The organism is Streptomyces sp. NPDC002133 (assembly GCF_040296405.1).
In the GTDB taxonomy this organism is placed as follows: Bacteria; Actinomycetota; Actinomycetes; order Streptomycetales; family Streptomycetaceae; genus Streptomyces.
Genome location: NZ_JBEOXF010000081.1, coordinates 1 through 17,499 on the forward strand (window position 1 = coordinate 1; position 17,499 = coordinate 17,499).

Here is a 17,499-nt window from a genome sequence, read left to right on the forward strand (position 1 = left end):
CTCCGTATGCTCATCCGCCGCGCCACCTCGCTCTACCGATGGGACGGTCGCCCCACCACCAAACGCCTGAAGTAACGCCTACTGCCGGGCACTCTTACTCGGCTTCGAGCTGGTGGTTGGCCCACCTCTCCGAGCCACCGACGCGTACCTGCCGTCCCTGTTCGACGTGCTGTCCGGTCACCGACGGCTCCGGAACTGTCCACCAAGGACGTCGACCCGCAGTGGTTGGGGGGAGAACTCCGGTGAGAAGCCCGACCCGCAGCGCCCGCTGTCCGAGATCGAGTGCCTCTTTCTGGCGGCCGTCGTCCCGCCCGGGCAGCTGAGCACCGAGCTGACGGTACCCACGGTCGCTGACGGGGTGGCCGAACCGGCGGAATCGGTGCGCTTCCAGGCGAGCGACGGCTTCGACGAGCGCCGCACGGTCCGGTGTTCATCGGCACCCGTGGTGGACACCTCGTAGCCGCCAGTGAGTTCGGGTCCGGTTCGGCCTATGGCCCACTGTGGATCAGTGACGCCCACAGGTGTGGTCGGCCGGTGTGCTCGGCGCGCAGATGCTGGATGACGCGGTGGAGCACGACCGCCGCGTCATCGGCGGACGGCGTGTCCGGCATCAGCCGGTAGAAGTGGTCAGCCGCGTCGGCCGCGACGCGGTCGTCCAGCGGCCAGAGACTCGCGACGACGTGCCGGAACCCGGCCAGTTGGAATGCGGAGGCGAGGTGGATGGACTCGTCTGCGTGCCGCCAGCCGACATGTCCGGTGGAGCACGCGGACAGGTATGCCAGTTCGGCCTCGTGGAGGTTGCGGCGGCCGATCTCCGCGATGGGCAGCACACCGTCGTGGAGGTGCAGCCCGCCCTCGGACGGCGTTTTGGGGTTGGTGCCGGCGTGGCAGGCGAAGTGTGCCCAGCTCGCCTCGGGGAGCGCGCCGGTCACGCGGGCCGCGGTGGCCTGTTCGTTGGTGAGCAGGGGCATGTCGGGATGGGCGGCGTGCAGGCTCGCGGCCTCGGCGGCGGTGGCCGGCAGGTCCGGCAGACCCGGGGTCCGGTCGAGGGAGACGGTGAGCCGGCGCAGGGCCGTCGCGGCCGGGCGTCCGCGTGCCCGGGCGAGGGCGCGCAGGGTGGGCGTGTGCGACGAGATCACCCGGTCGAGCGCCCCGGTCTGACCGGGGTGCCCAGCCGCGTGCAGCGGCAGCAGTCCGAGCAGCCCGGTCGGCATCCACCACACGCGGGGCAGTGCTCCGTCGTCCGGGCGGAGCCGGGAGTCGACGGCGTCGAGGACCGGCTCGACCGCCGTGTCCCACAGCCGGCCGAGCAGCTCCGTCAGCACCCGTTGCCGGCGCAGCTCGCCGGTGAACGAGCCGGCGTCGTGCGTCGCCTCCGTCAGCTCGGCGGCCCACGCCTCGACGTCGGCCAGTCGCAGTTCGGGCAGTGGCACCAGCAGCGGGGACGTGTCGGCGGTGACGACGATGCCGTCGCACCGCTGCAGGCCGGCGTTGAGCAGCACGACCGCCCCGCCGGTGGCGGTCGGCCGCAGCTCGGTCCACGTCGGCGGGAGCTGGAACCGGTCCAGGCCCGGCAGCCGGCGGATCTCCCCCAGTACGGCGTCGTGCTCGGCCCACAGCCGTTTACGCCGGTCGACGTGGTCGAGGTCGGGGCCGCCGGGCGACGCCATGGCCGGGGGATCCGGCGCGTTGAGGGCGTCGCGGACGCGGCTCAGACGGTGGGCCAGTGCGGGGTGCTCGGCTTCGAGGTCGGCGAGGGGTGTCCGCAGGGCCAGCCGGGACGCCAGCAGGACCGCCCGGCCCAGCTCACCGGCCTGGACCGCGCCGCCGGGATCGTCGAGGGCGCAGTGCACGGCGATCGTCTCGCCGACCAGTCCGCGGTTCGCGCCGAGGCGGTGTTCGTGGTCCGCCGACGAGGTCTCCCGCGCCGCGACCAACGGCAGCAACTCCACGGCCGTGTCGAACAGCAGCCGGGCGGTGTGCAGTTCGTCCAGTACGTAGGCGAGCCGACCGGTCGCCCAGCAGGCGCGGAGCCGGTCGAACGGGGGCGACGTCGTGGCCGCGAGCGCATGCTCCGCGAGCCGGGAGATCCGCGACCGGTCGAGGGCGCCGTCGGTGTCCCACCGCCTCGTGTAACAGATCGCGAGGAGGTAGATGCGTGTGGCCCGGCGGGGATGGTCGTCGGGGGTGGCCGCGACCGCCCGTTCTGCGGCGTCGACGGCGCGGTCGAGGTCGGACGCGGCGCCGGTCCGCCGGAACCGCAGCCGGTAGCTGTTGCCGAGGTTGGACAGATACTGTGCGCGGTCCGGATGGTCGGCGGGGATGGCGGCCGCCGCCTCCCGCGCCAGGTCGACAGCGCGGTCCAGGTCGGCCGGATCGCCCGAGTGCTCGTGCCGTGCCTGATGGGCCCGTCCGAGGTTGAACAGGCGCAGCACCCGGTCGGGATGGTCCGCGGGGGTGGCCGCGAGCGCCAGGAGCGCGAGGTCGACGGCGTGGTCGAAGTCGGGCCCGCCGCTCCGCCGGGAACGCGCCGCGTAGGCGGCCCCGAGGTTGGACAGCCACCTGGCCCGGTTCGGGTGGTCGTTGGGCGTGGCAATCACGGCCTGTTCGTGGTGCGCGACGGCCCGGTTTTGGTCGTGAAGGCTGCCGCTGTGCCCGAACCGTTGCTGGAGGGCGTTGCCGAGATTGTTCAGGCGCATCGCACGGTCCGGGTGATCGTCCGGCGTGGCGGCCACCGCGCGTCTCCCGGCGTCGATGGCCGCGTCCAGGTCGGACACCTCCCCGGCGCGGGTGAACCGGGACCAGTGGGCGAAGCTGAGGTTGGACAGGTGTATTGCCCGGCTCGGGTGGTCGGGGGGCACGGCGGCCACGGCCTGTTCGTGATGCGTGACGGCCCGGTCCAGATCGGCCACGTCCCCGAGCCGCTCGAACCGCCCCCGCAGGGCCGCCGCGAGGTTGGACAGGACGGTCGCCCGGACGGGGTGATCGGCGGGTATGGCGGCGACCGCGCGTTCGAGGCTCTCGACGGCCCGGTGCATGTCGACGGGGTTCCCGTTCCGGTCGAACCGCGCGTCGTACGCGGTGCCGAGGTTGGACAGGCGGTGGGCGAGATCCGGGTGGTCGGCGGGCGTGGCGGCCACGGCCTGTTCGTGATGCGTGACGGCCCGGTCCAGATCGGCCACGTCCCCCAGCCGATCGAACCGCGCCCGGTACGCGATGCCGAGGTTGGACCGGAACGTCGCGAACTGGCGGTGACCGTGGGGCGTCGCGGCGATCGCACGACCGAGGTGGTCGATGGCCCGGTCCAGGTCGGCCATGTCCGCCAGCCGGTCGAACCGCGCCTGGTACGCCATGCCGAGGTTGGACAGGTAGGTCGCACCGTCGGGAGAGTTGTCCGGGGCGGCGGCCACCGCGTGTTCGTGGTGGTCGATGGCCCGGTCCAGGTCGGCCAGGCTCCCGGTCCGCTCGAAGCGGTCGTGGTAGGCGACGGCGAGGTTGGACAGGACGGTCACTCGGTACGGGTGGCCGGTGCCGGCGGCGGCCTGTTCCCCGATGCCGATGGCGCGGTCGAGGTCCGCCGGATGGCCCGCCCGTCCGAACCGTGCCCAGTAGGCGGCGCCCAGGTTGGTCAGGGTTGTCGGCCGGTGAGGGGAGTGCGCGGGGGTGGCGGCCATCGCGCGCTCGCCTGTGTCGATGGCGCGGTCCAGATCCGCGATGTGCCCGGTCCACTCGAACCGCAGCAGGTAGCCCGCGGCGAGATTGGACAGGTACACCGCGATGTTCGGGGCGGCGCCGGTCGCGACAACGGCCCGTTCCCCGAACTGGATGACCCCGTCCAGGTCGCTCGGGTGCCCGACCCGCTGGAACCGCAGGAGGTGGGTGGCGCTGAGGTTGGACAGGATCAGCGCCGTGTTCGGGTCGCCGTCGTGGAGGGCGGCCACGGCCTGCTGCCCGATGCCGATCGCCCGGTCGGCGTCGTCCCCTTGTCCCGTCAGCGCGTACCGCGCCCGGTGGGATTCGGCGAGGTTGTACAGGCGGGTGGCGCGGTGCGGATGGCGGTGCGGTGTCATGGCGACGATGCCCTGGAACAACGAGACGCAGGTGCCCAGCAGGGCCGCGTCACCGGACTGGGTAGCTCGGTTCAGCAGGTCTACCGCCTGCTGGTTCAGGAGCTCCGGATCGGGCCGGTGGTCGGAGGACATCGACCGTGAGACTATCGGCCAACTGACGGAAGGGGGAGCTCTGGTGGACGCCGAACGATCGGCCCTGGCCACGCTGTGCCAGGAGTTCGACGCACTGATCGGCGAGACCGGGCTCCACTCCACGGAACGTCAGGAACTGCTGGAACGGATCGTGGCCGAGGCGCGGGCCCGGCGCCCGGTGCTCACCCTGCTGGGCCAGTTGCTGAACACCGATCGCGAGACCACCCTGCGGACGCTCGCGACGGGGCTGCCAGGAGCCGGGCCGGGCACCGCCCGGCAGGAGGCCTTCCGCTGTCCGGACGGCGCCTGCGACCGAACGGCGGTACCGCCCCCGGCGGGCGCGATCCCGCGCTGCGCCGTCATGGGCCGGCTCATGGAGCGGGGGTAGCGCGGATGGGCGGGTTCTTCCAGCAGTTGGCCAAGACGCTGGCCGACCGGTGGATCAGTCTGCTCGTGCTGCCCGGTGCGTTCTTCCTCTGCGCGGTGTGGCTGTCCATCAGCCTGGGCCATGCCGACGCGTGGAACGTCGCGCTGCTGACCCAGCGGGCCGAGAACGCCGCCACCACGGTCGCGGACCTGCCGGCAGGGGCACAGGCACTACTCGTCGTAGCCGTACTGGCGGCCGCCGCCGGTGCGGGCTTCGTCGTGCAGGCGCTGGCCGGCGGCACCCGGCGAGTCTGGCTGGGGCAGTGGCCCCGCCCTCTCGGCCCGGTCGCGGCGTCGCGGACGGCGCGTCGGCGTGCGCAGTGGCACCGGATCGTCGAGGAACGCCAGGCGCTCGAACGCGCGAGCCCGGGCACACGCACCCGCGAGCAGCAGGACGAGATCGACACCGTGGCCCACCGCCTCACCCGGCTGGCCATGGCCGAACCGGGCAGGCCGACCTGGATGGGCGACCGGATCCACGCCGTGGAGTCGATCGCGTACCACCGCTACGGACTCGACCTGACCTACGGCTGGTCCCGGCTCTGGCTGGTCCTCCCCGACGCCGCACGCACCGAACTCACCGCCTCGCACTCGGCGTTCGCCGCCGCGGTCGCCACCGGGACCTGGGCCGCGCCCTACCTCGTGCTCACCGTGGTGTGGTGGCCTGCCGTGCTGGTCGCCGCGGGCATCGGCCTGACCGGGTGGGCCCGCGCCCGCGCCGCCGTGGCCGATCTCACCACCCTGACTGAGGCCGCCCTCGACCTGCACGGCCGTACGCTGGCGGCCGCGCTGGGGGTCGGCGACCCCACGGAGGAGACCGGTCCGCTCACGATCAGCGAGGGCGAGCGCATCACCGACCTCGTACGGAAGGGCCGCTAGTTGCCCCATCAGGCAACGGTCGCCCGGTCGTGATGTGACGCGCAGGGGTCGGGTGAGTCGGCGAGCGAGCGCATCGACTGCCCGATGTGGGGACCTCACCTGCGATCGTGGCCGCGCCGGCCGTACCCGCGCCGGCCGTACGCGCGCTCCAGGCGGTCCGGTCGCTCGCGAGGCAGCAGGCCCCTTTCGTCGATCGAGCGCGAACCGCGACGTCACCGACGCGCTCGGTCGATAGTGTGAGGGCACGGACAGCGTACGGCGGAAGGCAAGGCCAGTTTCTGATGCGGATGTTCTTCGAGCCCGAGGACCCCGAGGCTGAGGACGAGTTCGAGGCAGCGTGCAGTCTGCTCGTCGACCGGTTCCAAAGGTGGGCGCGAGAGGAGGGCCTCGACGTAGATCCGTTCGTCGTGGAAGCCGCGCTCGACTACCGCCACCGCGGCACACCCGACGGCAGACTGGGGCTGTGGGACCCGCGGCATGTCGAAGAGTTCCTGCTGGAGTGGCTGCCGCGGACGATGACGCTACTGCCCGGTGACGAACTCGCCGATGCACCGGGCACGCTGCACGCCCTGCTGCGCTACCTGAACGCGACCCACCTCGTGGATCCTCGGGGTGCCTCTCTGGCCGAGGGCCTGTCGGCCATCGACGCCGCAGCGCCCCGCTATGCGGGCGCGATGGCCGACCGCAGTCGCTGGGGCATCGCGAAGTTCTGGGTCACGACCGCCGCCGAGCAGGGCGTCGACGTTCACGACGAGCAGGCGATGCACGACTTCGTGGAGCGGGCGCAGCGTGGCGAGGTGCCCTACGACCGCAACGTCCTGGACACCATTGTCCAGCGGCACATGACGCGCGGCCCCGGAGCCGCGCACAGGGCCGAGCCGCAGCTGCCCGTCACCCTGCCCGGCGACGATGTGCTGCGCGAGCAGGCCGAGCGGTCGCCCGCGCTGGGGTGGCTGCGCGGCCTGACCGAGTGGGCGGGGCGGGACGGCCGGGCGCTCACCGGTACCGGCAGACTGCGCCTGGCCGATGCCCGCGAGCTCGTCGAGCAGCTGGGCACCGGCGATGCCACGGCCGGGGTCCGGTCGTCCGCGGACCTGCCCCGCCTCGGCCTCGTTCTGGAGTGGGCGAAGGCGGCCAGGCTGGTACGGGTCGCCAAGGGGCGGCTGTACGCCGTGGCCAAGGCCGAGCCTCTGCTGCGGGATCCCCTCTCACTGTGGCGGCGCGCTTTCGAAGCGTTCTTCGAGCTGCGCGGGCCGCTGATCGGCCCGCGCAGCGGCTGGCACGTGGAGTCCATGCTCTTCGACGCCTACGACGACGTTCTGCCCGATGTCCTGGCCACCCTCTACAGCCTGCCGTACCCCATGCCCTGGCCCCGGCTGCGGGACTCCGTCCACCTCGCTTACCGAGACGGGTTCCAGCTGGGCGGCTTCGGCGGCCACTCACTGTGGCTCGAAGACGCCGATCGCGATCTGCGGACGGTGCTGGCGGCCCTGGAGGACCTGGGCGCCATCGCACGCGACCAGGGCATGGCCGACCCCGTCTTCCTCGACTTGCCTCTGGACGAGGGGAGCTCCGAGCCGCCCGCCGGGATGCCACCAGAGCTCGCCCAGCTCCTCGGCGCCGCCGACGCGGACGAAGAAGCTGCCGAGCGGGCCCGGGAGCTGAAGGCCGAACTGACCGCAGGTCCGGTCGAGCTGATCCGCCTCACCGCGCTCGGAACGGAATCCGTACGCCGGCGGCTGCTGGCCGAAGGCCGGGACGCCCCGCTGGTCGGCGAACTCGCACAGGCTCCCGCGGCCGGTCTCCTCGGTGTCCTCGCAGAGCACTACGACCCGGACTCCGCCCGCGCGGAGCTCGCTGTCTGGATCGCGGCCCACAGCGATCCACAGGCAGCCGGCGAAGCGCACGCAGCGCGTGATCCGCTCGCATCGCGTGATTCGCACACTGCCGTGGACAGCCTCACCGATGCGATACGGGCCATGCCGTTCCGCACTCGCGCCGAAGCCATGCTGGACGTCCTCGTCGAAGCACTCGACGACGGCGAGACCCTCCTGCGAAGCCTGCGCACGGACCCGGCGCTGGCGCCCACCGCACTGAGCGTCCTCGTACGCCGCGACATCCTCGATCCCGAGGACCTGACCGAGGCCGAGACTCTCCTCATGGTCGCCGAGAGCCTGCTGCAACTCCTGGAAGCGGCCGGTCCCGACGGCGTGATCGAGATGCTGCGCGACCAGGGCCCACAGGCCGAAGAGGCTCTCGCGGCTGCTCTGGCCTCAGGCCACCCGGACCGGGAGGCCATCGCGGAACTGGGTACCGTCGCCGGGAAGGCGCTGGGCAGGCCGAGGGCGCGTGTCGGCCGCGTGCAGCGGGGGTCGCACGGCAGGGGCCGGGGGCCCAAGAGAGGGAAGCGGCGGCGGTGATGGCGATTCTTGAAAATCGCCACGTGTGCTCCTCCCTGCACTTGGTTGTCTCTTAAAGTGTGTGGGGGTGGGTGGGGAACGAAGAGCGTGCGCGAGGGGCGGGCGGCCGGAAACCGCTGGCCCATGAGGTTCTGTCCGTCTCAGCGGACATGGGGCAGTGCCAGCTCTCCGAGTTGTCAGGGGCTCCATCTATGGTTTCGCCATGGCAGTCCCCGAGATTGTTCCGATCGCCCATGAGCCCGACTATCGCACCGCGACAATCGGGCGGTATGCAGAAGGCCAGTTCCTCGCTTCGGTCACCTACGCGTTCCCGCAAGGGTTCAGCCTCGGCGAAGGGTGGGAGGAGAGTAAGCGCCTCTATGCGGTGCTCCACCAGTTCGACTCTGAGGGGCAGCACATCCACTCAGACATCTGGTGCGCCGGAACATGGGCCGAGCAACAACGGCGTCCACACGGCAACGACTCCGTTCTGGCCCGAGGGGAGAAGCGGCTGGCAGAGCTGCTCGACGGTCTTCCCCAGCTCAAGTACGGGGACATTGCGATCCGTCCCTTCCAGCTGACCGTTGACGGCGTGATCTTCGGCTTGATCACCGAACGCCACGAAGAGGGCGAAGGACAAGATGACTGGGCCGAGCTCTACCCCGACGGCCTCGGGTTTTCCGCTCCCTGGGACGGTCAGTACGACACGTGAGCGCCAGGCACCAGCGTCGAGCTGATGGAGGCTGGCGTCCCGGATCCTCTTGCGGTCCCGGCCCAGATGCCGGGCGATCGCTGAGATCATCCATCCCTGACGACGCAGTGCGTGTGCATCCACGTCTTCCTCCCGCGTGACCTGCCGCCCCCCGATCAGGCCAAACTTGCGCGCGCAGGCCCTCCATGACACACCGACACCAGTTCGACACGCCGGGGAAGATCACGCGAAAGGTGGGGAGATTCCCCATGCAGATGTCAAGCGGCAACCGCGAGCGGTGGAGCAGCTGAATAGCACCGGCCATCTCGCATCAGGGCCCACAGAACATTGACTCGTCGACGAGCCAGCGCGCCGTCCACAGGCCCATCGCGCCGTCCCCGACCACCAGCGCCGGATCGCGCATGCCGCGCCGAAGGCAGTCGCGCAGCAGGTCTGCCCATGACTCGGTCGACTCCCGCAGTCCCTCCGCCGGCGCGATCAGCTCCTTGGAGCCGTCGGTGCGCACGCCCCATCAGCACCAGGACACAGGAGCGGGCCTGGCCCAGGCGGATCTTGGGGTGCACCCCGTCGGCCCGCACATACACGTAGTCGGTCTGCGACAGGTCGCGGCCCTGGAAGGCGGCGTGGTCGTCCTGCCACTGCTTGGTCAGCCTCGTCACGGTGGCTGGCGACAGCCCGGCCGAGCTGCCCAGGAACTGCTCCAGCGCGGGCACGAAGTCCCCGGACGACAGTCCGTGCAGGTAGCGCAGCGGCAGCACCTCGGAGACCTTCGGCGACTTGCGGCACCACGGCGGCAGGATCTTCGAGGAGAACCGGTTGCGCTCGCCTGTTGTCTCGTCGATGCGCCGGTCGTTAACCCGCGGCGCGGGGAACTGGGCGAGTGGTACGACTTGCAGGCACCGGAGGCCGAGACGTAAGCCGGTCGCCGATGGCGAGCCGGACGCCGGGGAGAGCGGGTCTCCGCGGGCCGGCGTCTGCCCTGGTGTTCGGGTCCAAGGCGACGCCCGCCCTGGACCCGCACACCAGGGCCTGTGGGGTCGATCAGGATGCTGCGTTGTAGATGGACTTGGATTGCAGGTAGGCGGTCAGGCCCTCGGGGCCGAGTTCCCGGCCGAGACCGCTCTGCTTGTAGCCGCCGAACGGTGCGAGCGGGTCGATCTGGTAGCCGTTGACGCCGATCGTGCCGGTCTGGATGCGGCGGGCGGTAGCGGTGCCGCGTTCGGCGTCGGCAGTGTAGACCGCGCCACCGAGTCCGTAGGCGGAGTCGTTGGCCAGAGCCACCGCTTCGTCGTCGCTGTCGAAGGGAATCACGGCGAGCACGGGGCCGAAGATCTCCTCCTGGGCGATCCGCATCCCGTTCTCGACGCCTACGAAGACCGTGGGCTCGACGTAGTAGCCCTTGGGCAGGTGGGCCGGGCGGCCGCCGCCCATGAGCAGCTTCGCGCCCTCGTCGAGGCCGGATCGGATGTATCCCTCGACACGATCGCGTTGGCGCTCGATCGCCAGCGGCCCGAACGTGGTGGTGGGATCGAACGGGTCGCCGGTCGCAAGCGGGGCAAGGGTGTCGCGCAGGCCATCGCACACGTCGTCGTAGCGGTCGCGGGCCACCAGGATCCTGGTGCTGAGCTTGCAGCTCTGGCCCGATCCGGCGAGGCTGACGTCGACGACCTGGGCGAGGAAGACGTCCAGGTCGGCGTCGTCGAGGACGACGGACGCCGACTTGCCGCCGAGCTCGAAGGTCCCCGGCTTCATGGCCTGGCCGCACTGGGCGGCGATCGCCCGGCCCGCCACCGTCGACCCGGTGAAGGCGACCTTGTTGACGCCTTCGTGGGCGACCAGGGCGGCACCGGTCTCGCGCCCGCCGGTGACGATGTTGACGACCCCGGCGGGCAGTGCGGCGGCTTCAGCCGCATCGGCGATGAATGCCGTGCTGAGTGAGGTCTCCGGTGCCGGCTTGAGCACGGCCGTGCAACCGGCGAGCAGCGCGGGGGCGATCTTCATGTAAGCCAGGTTCAGTGGACCGTTCCACGGCAGGATCAGGCCGGCCACGCCGATCGGCTCCCGTCGTACGAGTGTGGTGCCGCGGGCCTCCTCGAGCGGGAAGGTCTCGGCCAGCGAGGCGTAGTACCGCAGGATTCCGGACGCGGCCGCGACCAGCTCGGCGCTGGTGGTGAGCACCACGCCGTTCTCGGTGGTGACGAGTCGGGCGGCCTGGTCGGCCCGCTGGTCGAGGCGGTCGGCCATCGCCACCAGGAACGAGGCCCGCTGGACCGGGGTGAGCGCGGCCCAGTCCGGTAGTGAGGCCCGCGCCGCCCGTACCGCGGAGTCGACGTCCTCGAAGTCTCCGTCAGGGGTGGATCCGATGACCCCCTCGGTCGCCGGGTTGACTTCGTGGATTCGGTCCCGGCTGTGGCTCGGCCGCCAGGCTCCGTCCACGTACATGGTTGCGCGGTCGGTGTCGATTTCCAACGGCGTGAGGCTGCGCTCAGTCATCGATTCCATTCCTTGCTGCGGTGAGTTGGCAGTGCAGGGGGTCGGGGATCGGGTCGTGCCGGTGGTGGTGCGGGGGGCCGTGTGCGGGACGTTCACTGTTCCGATCTGAGCCACGCCGCTACGCGCTCGCCGATGACGACGCAGGTGAGGTGGGTGTTGGCACGGGGGATGTCCGGCATGACGGAAGCATCGGCCACACGCAGCCCTTCGATGCCGCGCACTCGGCACCGCTGGTCCACGACCGCCTCCGGGTCGCTGTCCGGTCCCATGCGCGCGCTGCCCGCCAGGTGGACGTAGTGCGAGACCGTGCGCAGGACCTGTTCTGCCGCGCTGTCGGCGTCCGCGAACCGCGCGTTCAGGTCCGCCACGGGCAGCACCCGGCCGTCGTCGAAGGTCGCGCGACCGTCGTGGTGGGCAGCCAGTTCGGGGGAGGCGGCGAGGGCGCACAGGTGCCGCAGTCCCTCGGTGAGTCTGCGGATGTCCTCGGGGTCGGAGGCGAGGTTCAGCCGGATGTCGGGCGCGGTGTGCGGGGAGCGGCCGGCCAGCCGCAGTACCCCGCAGGAGCGCGGCCGCATCAGGCTGGTGGCCAGGCGGAGGGCGGGCTGCGCGACCTGGTGGATCAGCAGGGTCTGCATGTCGTTGCGATCCGCGGATCCGGGGGCGGTCCACTGCAGCACCGTCTCCCAGTACGGTGCCGCCGCGTGTGCGGGTCCGTCCGTGGCCGTCAGGTTGACTGCGAGCTGCGCGTGGTCGAGCAGATTGGCCCCCACCCCGGGCAGGTCCGCCGCCACATCGATGCCGAGTGCGGACAGTTCCCCGGCCGGGCCGATGCCGGAGCGCAGCAGGATGGCCGGGGATGCCGCCGCACCCGCGGCAAGGGTTATCCGGCGGCCCGCCGCCTGCTCGCGGAAGCTGTCGCAGTCGAACTCGACCCCGGTTGCGCGGGTGCCGTTCAGCACGACGCGGTCGGTGATGCAGCCGGTCTTGATGGTGAGGTTGGGCCGGGAGCGGGCCCCGTTCAGATAGGCGAGCGATGTGGACATGCGCATCCCGTCGCGCTCATTGGCCGGGCCCGGCCCCGCGCCGGTGGAGTCGGGAGCGTTGTGGTCCGCCGTGAAGGGGTGTCCCAGCCTCAGGCAGGCGCGCAGGAATGCGGCGTGTACGGGGGCGAGGCGGTCCTCGGGAGTGCGGTGGATCGGTGTGGGACCGCCGGTGCCGTGGAACGCGGGATCGCCGCACGGGTCGTCCTCGATCTGCCGGAAGACGGGCAGGAGCGCGTCCCAGCCCCACTCGTCGTTGCCTTTGACAGCCCACTCGTCGTAGTCCTCGGGAAGACCACGCAGCGCGAGTGCGGCGTTCACCGCCGACGACCCTCCGGTCAGCCGGCCCCGCGGATACGGTGCGCGTCGGCCGGGCACGACTTCGGCCGTGTAGCCCCAGTCGTGGTCGAAGGGCACCCGCCGGGTCGCGAGGACGCCGGCGGGGGTCTGCCGCGCCGTTGGATAGTCCGGCCCGGCCTCGATCAGCAGGACCTGGCGGTCGGGGTCCTCCGAGAGGCGTGCGGCCAGCACGGCGCCCGCCGAGCCGGCCCCGATCACGATGTCGTCATAGACCATGTAACTTCCCTTCGGAAATCGCGGCCGGCCCGGACGGTCCAGCGCGCTTGTCGGTGTGCGGGGAAACTGCACGGGCGGGGATCAGGGGTGACGCGGAGTCACCGCAACCGCCGGACCGGAGGCCGATGTGCGGCATGCGGCGTCGCCGGGCAGCCGCGAGCCGGTCGAGGGGAGGCAGCGGTGACCCGGCCGGGTGGCCGGTCGGACGCTGGGGGCTGCTCAGGCCTGGCGACGCTGCCAGGGAACGGCGAAACCTTGCAGCATGCCGACGCCTCCGTAAGCCAGCGCGCCGAGGAAGCCGGCGACGGCCATGACGGCCAGGCAGTCCTGGAGCGAGAGGATCTGCCAGGCGTGCCAGATGAGGTAGCCGAGCCCCTTGTTCGCGGCGAGGAACTCCACGGCCGTGGTCGACGTGAGGGCGAGTCCCACTGAGACCCTGAGCGCACCGAAGATCGCGGGAAGGACGGCGGGCAGGGTGATCCGCCGGTAGAGGTCGAGTGTGCCCGTGTTGAAACTGGCGGCGACGTCGCGGTGGATCGGGTCGATCGATCGCACTGCGCCCATGGTGCTGATCGCCATGGCAAAGAAGGGAGCCAGGGTGATCTCGAGGACATTGGCTCGTTCGTTGAGACCGACCAGGATGAGGATGAGCGGGAACATGGCGATCCTGGGCAGTGGGTAGAGCAGGGCGATCACCGGGTTGAGGATCCGGTGGGCCGTGGTGAACAGGCCCGTGGTGAGACCGACGAGGATTCCTGCCGTGACGCCGATGGTCAGGCCGGCGAGGAACCGCAGGACAGTCGCCTCCAGATGCGACAGCAGTCCTTCGTGGAGGAAGAGTTCGATCATGCGGGTGCCGACCGCGGTGGGTGGCGGGAGCACGCGTGCGTCGATGAGGCCGAGCCGGGCCGATGCCTCCCACAGGAGCAGCAGCACCAATGGGCTGACCGCCGCCCACAGAAGGCGGCCTGTGCGCGAGGGACGGCTCGGCGTCCGGCCGGCGCGTGCCGCAGTGCCAGAGGCTTCGGCGGGCTTGGGGGCCAGGGTGGTCATGAGGCCTCCTGACCGGCTCCGCCGCGCAGCGAGACGACCTCTTCGCGCAGCGAGTCCCAGATCGTCTGGCGCAGTTCCACGAAGCGGTGGTCGTTGCGCAGATCGATGGCGTTGCGGGGACGCGGCAGAGTGATGTCCACGACGGACTTGATGCGCCCGGGGCGCCGCGAGAGCACGACGACACGGTCACCGAGGGTGATCGCCTCGTCGAGCGAGTGGGTGATGAACACGACCGTTTTGCGTGTGCCGTCCCAGATGCGCAACAGGTCGTCCTGGAGGATGAGCTTCGTCTGCTCGTCGAGGTTGGCGAACGGTTCGTCCATCAGGAGCACTGCCGGATCGTTGGCGAACGCCCTGGCGATGTTGACGCGTTGCTGCATGCCACCGGACAGTTGTGCGGGGTAGGCCGACTCGAACCGGGACAGGCCGAGCGCCGCCACGAATCGCCGTGCTGTGTCCAGCCGTACCGCCTTCTTCACGCGCCGTACGGTGAGTCCGTACGCCACGTTCTCGAGTACGGTCATCCACGGGAACACGCCCTGGTTCTGGAACACCATGGAACGCAGCGGGCTGCGGCCGGCGTCCAGCGTCCAGCGCACCTGTCCAGTGGTCGGCTGCTCGAGGCCGGCGAGGATGCGGAGCAGGGTGGTCTTCCCGCAGCCGCTGGGGCCGACGATGCACAGGAACTCACCAGCCGGCACGGTCAGGTTGAGGCTGTCGAGGGCGGTCACCTCGTCACGTCCGTAGTCGAACGATTTGCGGACGTCGGCGATCTCGATGCCGTCCGTCGTGGTCATGGTCTCGGGAGCGGCGTCCGGCAGCTGTTGACGGGCCGTCACTGTGAGCCGCCCGTTGCCGTACTGAGGGCTCTGGTGTCGACGAGTTCGCCGACCGGTATCTCGCGGGGGACGAGCTTCTCTCCGGACCAGAAGTCCTGGACCTTGGCCAGGCCCTTCTCGTCGACGGCTCCGTCGGGGGTGTAGTACATCAGCCCTCCTACTGCGTTGAGGGTTTCTTGCTTCTGCTTGGTCCACTTCGCCGCGAGCGCCAGGAGCTCCGGCGTCCATGAGCCGTGCGAAGCGTTCACGTCCTTGACCGCGCGCAGGTACGCCCCAAGCACCTTGCGGGCGTCGTCCGGGCGTTCGGCGGCGAACTTCTCGGACGCTGCGAGGAACGTCTCCTGGTACCAGGGGACGACGGAGTTGTATCCGAGCCACCGGACGCCGAGGCCCTCGACCTCGGCCAGGGTGGCGGCCGGCTCGCTGATCACCGTCGCCTCGACCGTGCGGTTGCGCAGGAACTCCACGGAGTCGACGGGGGTCCGCGCCCGGTGCTCCAGTTTTACGTCCGCCGGCTCGACGCCGGCGCTCAGCAGGGTCTGCCGCATCAGGAAGTCGGCGGGATTGCCCTCTGCGGAACCGTCCACCCTGCGGCCCTCCAGGTCCTTCGGGCTCCGTATCTCGCCTGTGTCCCAACGGTCCTTGCGGACCACCAGCACGGAGCCGTCACGGTAGCCCTTCCGCGGTGCGGTCAGGTTCGCGAGCAGTTTGATCCTGAAGCCCTGCTCGTACTGGTTGAAGAGCGAGGGGCCGGAGACGGCCGGGCTCAGGTCGATGTCGCCGCGGGCCAGTAGGGGGATCTGGTTGTTCGCGGACCCCTGGTACGTCGTGAGTTCGACGTTCACGCCGGCGTCGCGGAAGTAGCCCCGGTCGATGGCGAGCATGATCGGCAGGTACTGGAGCTGGGCCGGGTTCAGGGCCAGTTTCACAGTGGGCCGGGAGCCTGACTCGGGGGCGGAGTCCGCCGTCCCGCAGGCGGATACCGTCGCGACCGCCGTCGTCACCAGCAGTGCAAAGGCGATCGGGCCGACGTGGCGGTTGCGTTCGACGGGTGTGCTGCGTCCAGTGAACACGATGGCCCTCCTACCTCTCGAATCTGCTGCCGGCCACGTACGGCGGGTCGTAGATGACCAGGAAGACGAGGTCGTCCTCGCCGGTGTTCACGAAGCTGTGGACCTTGCCCGTGGGCACCTTCACGATCGTCCCGGGCACCAGGTCTGCGGTCTCGTCGGCGACCTGTACGGTGCCGGTGCCGCGGATGAAGTAGAACGCGTGGTTGTAGGGGTCCCGGTGCGGCTTGGAGCTGCCGCCCGGGCCGATGAGGCCCAACTGTGCGCTGTAGAGGCCTGTGTAGTCCTTGTCGATCACGCTCTCGCTGAACGCGAAGCCGACGCCGGGGACACGGGGGTTGTCGAGCTTGTTCCAGACGATGTCATCGGGTTGGAGTATGTGGCTCATCGCTTCGTCCTTTCGGGCCGGGGCACGTCGGCCGCACCGATCGGCGCACCGAGCTGGTGATAGGTCGAGTTGTGGCAGACGAGGGGCGCGGCGCTGTCGATGGCGGCGGCACCGTGGTCCCGTACGTGGCCGACAAAGATGGTGTGGTCCCCGCCCTCGTACTCGGCCCACTTGGCGCAGACCATCCACACGAGGGCGCCCTGGATCACCGGGCAGCCCAGCCGGCGGGTCATGGGTACGTCGAGCTTCGCGGGACTCCACGGCCGTCTGGCGTAGAAGTCCGCGATCGGACCCTGGTCCGCGCTGAGGACGCTGATGCCGAATGTCCCGTCCGACTGCGCGAGCAGCCGGTGCATCCTGCCGGGCTTGTTGACGCTGACCGAGCAGAGCTGGGGCTTGAGCGACACCGAGGTGAAAGAGCTCGCCGTCATGCCGTAGACGCCGTCACCGTCGGCGACCGTCACCACGGCGACACCGCTGGGGAAATGGCGCAAGGACGTGCGGAATCGCAAGAGTTCCTGCTCGTCGGGTTCGTTAGCTTCCGAGGGTGCCTGTACTGTCATGAACCTCTCCCATCAAGGCTCCACTCCCGGTCGTGCGGGGTGGCGAGCAGCGTGCCGTAGTAGTTGCTGATGGCCGCGCCCACTTCGATCAGGCGGGGAGCGATGGACGTTGCGCGGTCGGCCGGGAACCGGGTAGAGGGCCCGCCGATGCCCAGCGCGCCGACGGCCTGTTCGATGCCGGCCCGCACCGGAACGGCGATGGTGCGGACATTGGCCTGGGGATCGGCGACGATCGCGAACCCCTGCGCCCGGACGGTGGCGAGCACCTCCTCGATGACTGCGGGATCGCCGGGCGAACCGGCGGCCGCCGCCGACTCCATGGCGATGTCGATGCGCTGCTGCCGCGGCAGCCAGGCGATCAGGCACTGGCCCATCGAGGAGGAGAGCGCCGGAGTTCGGTCGCCGATTCCGATGCGCGGCTGCACCAGGTGGCGGGCCGGAATCCATTCCACGTGCATCACATGCGCGCCGTCGAGGACACCGAGCGCGATGGTTTCCCCTACTTCGACGGCGAGCTCCTGCATGTGAGGCTTGGCGAGTTCCCGCAGCCGCAGTCGGCGCAACGGGGTCTGGCCCCACTGGAAGAGCCGCAGTCCCACCCGGTAGGAGCGGTCGGCCGGATCCTGTTCGACGACCCCGGCCTCGGACAGGGCGCCCAGCAGCCGCTGCACCGTCGAAGGCGCCAGCTCGAGCTCGCGCGCGAGCTCGTTGACGCCTGCCGTGCCGGACAGCGACAGCTTCTCCAGCACGGCCATGGCTCTGGCGACCGATTGAACTCCTGACAAGACCTCAACCTCTATTCCACGATGCGGCATGACCGTCCCGACAGATAGAACATTACGCAGTTGTGACGGTCGTC

14 protein-coding genes and 1 pseudogene are annotated in these 17,499 nt (G+C 70.5%); 5 read left to right on the plus strand and 10 right to left on the minus strand.

The window, feature by feature from the left end; translation table 11 throughout:
- Nucleotides 1-112 precede the first annotated feature (112 nt).
- Complete coding sequence (locus tag ABT078_RS38700; RefSeq protein ID WP_351236449.1) at nucleotides 113-460, plus strand: hypothetical protein; 348 nt, start codon at nucleotides 113-115, stop codon at nucleotides 458-460.
- A 28-nt stretch (nucleotides 461-488) separates the two neighbouring features.
- On the opposite strand, the gene ABT078_RS38705 is transcribed toward ABT078_RS38700, so the two are convergent.
- On the minus strand, nucleotides 489-4,202 hold the full coding sequence (locus ABT078_RS38705) for a CHAT domain-containing protein (RefSeq protein ID WP_351236452.1): 3,714 nt from the start codon (nucleotides 4,200-4,202) through the stop codon (nucleotides 489-491).
- Between the two features lie 43 nt (nucleotides 4,203-4,245).
- Between ABT078_RS38705 and ABT078_RS38710 the strand changes: the two genes are divergently transcribed.
- From ABT078_RS38710 to ABT078_RS38725, 4 genes are all read left to right on the plus strand, one after another.
- Nucleotides 4,246-4,590: a hypothetical protein gene (locus tag ABT078_RS38710; RefSeq protein ID WP_351236454.1), complete on the plus strand. Its 345-nt coding sequence runs from the start codon at nucleotides 4,246-4,248 to the stop codon at nucleotides 4,588-4,590.
- A gap of 5 nt (nucleotides 4,591-4,595) precedes the next feature.
- Nucleotides 4,596-5,507 (plus strand): hypothetical protein, encoded by a 912-nt coding sequence (locus ABT078_RS38715; protein WP_351236456.1) that lies wholly within the window; start codon nucleotides 4,596-4,598, stop codon nucleotides 5,505-5,507.
- A 281-nt stretch (nucleotides 5,508-5,788) separates the two neighbouring features.
- Nucleotides 5,789-7,927: a hypothetical protein gene (locus tag ABT078_RS38720; RefSeq protein ID WP_351236458.1), complete on the plus strand. Its 2,139-nt coding sequence runs from the start codon at nucleotides 5,789-5,791 to the stop codon at nucleotides 7,925-7,927.
- A 202-nt stretch (nucleotides 7,928-8,129) separates the two neighbouring features.
- Nucleotides 8,130-8,618 (plus strand): hypothetical protein, encoded by a 489-nt coding sequence (locus tag ABT078_RS38725; RefSeq protein WP_351236460.1) that lies wholly within the window; start codon nucleotides 8,130-8,132, stop codon nucleotides 8,616-8,618.
- 349 nt (nucleotides 8,619-8,967) lie between these two features.
- Here the strand turns inward: ABT078_RS38725 and ABT078_RS38730 are convergent.
- The 9 genes and pseudogenes from ABT078_RS38730 to ABT078_RS38770 form a co-directional block, all read right to left on the minus strand.
- Nucleotides 8,968-9,484 (minus strand): annotated as a pseudogene (locus ABT078_RS38730) (transposase); the annotation flags it as partial.
- A gap of 175 nt (nucleotides 9,485-9,659) precedes the next feature.
- Nucleotides 9,660-11,111 (minus strand): aldehyde dehydrogenase, encoded by a 1,452-nt coding sequence (locus tag ABT078_RS38735; RefSeq protein ID WP_351236462.1) that lies wholly within the window; start codon nucleotides 11,109-11,111, stop codon nucleotides 9,660-9,662.
- A 92-nt stretch (nucleotides 11,112-11,203) separates the two neighbouring features.
- Nucleotides 11,204-12,727, minus strand: coding sequence for a GMC family oxidoreductase (locus tag ABT078_RS38740; RefSeq protein ID WP_351236464.1), 1,524 nt, complete (start codon nucleotides 12,725-12,727; stop codon nucleotides 11,204-11,206).
- Between the two features lie 219 nt (nucleotides 12,728-12,946).
- Complete coding sequence (locus ABT078_RS38745; protein WP_351236467.1) at nucleotides 12,947-13,780, minus strand: ABC transporter permease; 834 nt, start codon at nucleotides 13,778-13,780, stop codon at nucleotides 12,947-12,949.
- Entirely contained in the window at nucleotides 13,777-14,577 is an 801-nt protein-coding gene (locus ABT078_RS38750; protein ID WP_351236469.1) for an ABC transporter ATP-binding protein, read from the minus strand. Before ABT078_RS38750 ends, ABT078_RS38745 begins: the two co-directional genes overlap by 4 nt.
- Before the next feature lie 38 nt (nucleotides 14,578-14,615).
- On the minus strand, nucleotides 14,616-15,692 hold the full coding sequence (locus ABT078_RS38755) for an ABC transporter substrate-binding protein (protein ID WP_351236471.1): 1,077 nt from the start codon (nucleotides 15,690-15,692) through the stop codon (nucleotides 14,616-14,618).
- 10 nt (nucleotides 15,693-15,702) lie between these two features.
- Entirely contained in the window at nucleotides 15,703-16,077 is a 375-nt protein-coding gene (locus ABT078_RS38760) for a cupin domain-containing protein (RefSeq protein ID WP_351236473.1), read from the minus strand.
- Nucleotides 16,074-16,640, minus strand: coding sequence for a flavin reductase family protein (locus ABT078_RS38765; RefSeq protein ID WP_351236475.1), 567 nt, complete (start codon nucleotides 16,638-16,640; stop codon nucleotides 16,074-16,076). The genes ABT078_RS38760 and ABT078_RS38765 overlap by 4 nt, the downstream gene beginning before the upstream one ends.
- The gene (locus tag ABT078_RS38770; RefSeq protein WP_351236477.1) at nucleotides 16,637-17,425 is read right to left on the minus strand and encodes an IclR family transcriptional regulator; all 789 of its coding nucleotides are present in this window, start codon (nucleotides 17,423-17,425) and stop codon (nucleotides 16,637-16,639) included. Before ABT078_RS38770 ends, ABT078_RS38765 begins: the two co-directional genes overlap by 4 nt.
- Between the last annotated feature and the right edge of the window lie 74 nt (nucleotides 17,426-17,499).